The organism is Bacillus sp. AFS015802 (assembly GCF_002561455.1).
Classification (GTDB): Bacteria; Bacillota; Bacilli; order Bacillales; family Bacillaceae_B; genus Rossellomorea.
Map to the genome: position 1 here is coordinate 1 of NZ_NTUP01000029.1, position 1,857 is coordinate 1,857.

Annotated in this window: 2 protein-coding genes; both read left to right on the forward strand. The window is 45.5% G+C overall.

Annotated elements, in window-relative coordinates:
• Positions 1–45 precede the first annotated feature (45 nt).
• Entirely contained in the window at positions 46–207 is a 162-nt protein-coding gene (locus tag CN378_RS22680; RefSeq protein WP_179884933.1) for a hypothetical protein, read from the forward strand.
• 142 nt (positions 208–349) lie between these two features.
• Positions 350–1,857: ATP-binding protein (locus CN378_RS22980; RefSeq protein WP_257141155.1), on the forward strand; the 1,508-nt coding region annotated here is incomplete at its 3' end.

Consider the following 1,857-nt stretch of genomic DNA (forward strand, 5'->3'; position numbering starts at 1 on the left):
ACTTTATTCTAGCGTTCACAATAGTCTGGAAAATGTTGAGTCTCTATGACAAGTAAAGTGACAAGCATTGCCCTGAAAGACTTGGAAGGCTATAAAGTAAGCGTAGAGGTGCGAACTATGCAGCGATCGGAATCCTTCGTCATTGTCGGATTACCCGATGCCTCGGTGAAAGAGTCGAATATTGGGGTCAGACCCCCACCCAGCTAAAGTGCACAGCGTCAGTGTGTTAAAGTGATGGGTGAGGTTGTTTGGCTTTGGTTAGGTAGGATTTGACAATTGGTTTTTGTTATTATAGAATTAGCTTAAGAAGGAACGTATGTTCTATTTTCTGTTTTGAAGGAGGAAAGAAATGTCGAGAAAACTCCGTATCTGGTACCCGGGTGCCATCTATCATATTACTGCTAGGGGGAATAAGCGTGGTGCTTTGTTTTATGATGACTGCGATTATCTTACCTACTTGCATATCCTTGAGGATGTCCGCTTTATGTATCCCTTCATATTACACTCCTACTGCCTCATGACCAATCACATTCACCTGCAGATTGAAACCATCGACCATCATATTCAATACATTATGAAAACACTTCACTCCCGATATGCTGTCTATCTGAATCGCCGGTTTAAAACGGTGGGACATCAGTTCCAGGGCAGATATGGGGATGAGCTGATTGAATCCATTGACTACTTTTTGGAAGTGAGTCGCTATATCCATCGAAACCCGTTGGAAGCCAACATGGTTTCCCGCTGTGAAGCTACCCCTGGAGCAGTTATTCTTCTTATATTACACCTTTTGATAACCCTCACGTTGATCCTTCCAACACGTATTCCTTCTTTCTTGAACCGGTGCATATCAGTTACCAATCCTATGTGGAAAATAAACTTGAAAAGCGGGGGAATCTCTATGACAAGTAAAGTAACAAGCATTGGTTTAAAGGGCTTGGAAGGCTATAAAGTAAGCGTAGAGGTGCGTACCATGCAGGGATCGGAATCCTTCGTCATTGTCGGCTTACCCGATGCCTCAGTGAAAGAGTCGAAAGACAGAGTGACGGCTGCTCTGCACGGGTTGGGATATACCCTAGTAAATCAGAAAGTCATCATTAATCTGTCTCCAGCCGAATTGAAAAAGACCGGGCCACTTTATGATTTATCAATGGCTCTCGCAGTTTTATTGAGTATGAAGGAGATTACGGTGCGGAGTCCTGAATCTACCGCCTTTCTAGGGGCTTTGTCATTGGATGGTGGTGTCAGGGCTGTTGAAGGCATGCTTCCGGCTGTGCTTGCTGCGAAGAAAGTGGGAGTGGAAAAGGTTTATATGCCTTTTGACGAAGAACTTCCTTTATTCGAAATAGATGGCCTTCAAATCGTGTATGTTTCCTCCTTGGATGAAGTCCTTCAGCACCTTTCCGGCCAGAACATCCTCCCGTTTTTTCCACAACCTCGTGAAGAGGAACAAGATCACATGGACTATATTGATTTCGAACATATTATCGGGCATTCCTATGCTAAACGAGCACTTGAAGTCGCTGCAGCGGGTGAGCATCATCTTTTCATGACAGGCCCTCCAGGGTGCGGGAAGAGTATGTTAGCGGAAAGCTTTCCTTCCATCCTGCCCCCACTCACGAAGGACGCTCAACTGGAAGTGATGAGTTTATACCAGCTGAGCACGAGTATGAGCCGGTATTCTTCTCAACCGCCCTTCAGACAACCTCATCATTCTTCGTCGGGTGTTTCCATCATTGGAGGTGGACAGCACCCAAGGCCGGGTGAAATATCCCTGGCCCACCGTGGAGTCCTTTTTTTGGATGAAATCGCCGAATTTACAAAGAAGACGCTGGATATGTTGCGACAACCTCTCGA

Excerpts from the sequence above, each read along its gene's own strand:
- CN378_RS22680 (WP_179884933.1), top strand. The coding sequence starts at position 46 with ATGACAAGTAAAGTGACAAGCATTGCCCTGAAAGACTTGGAAGGCTAT.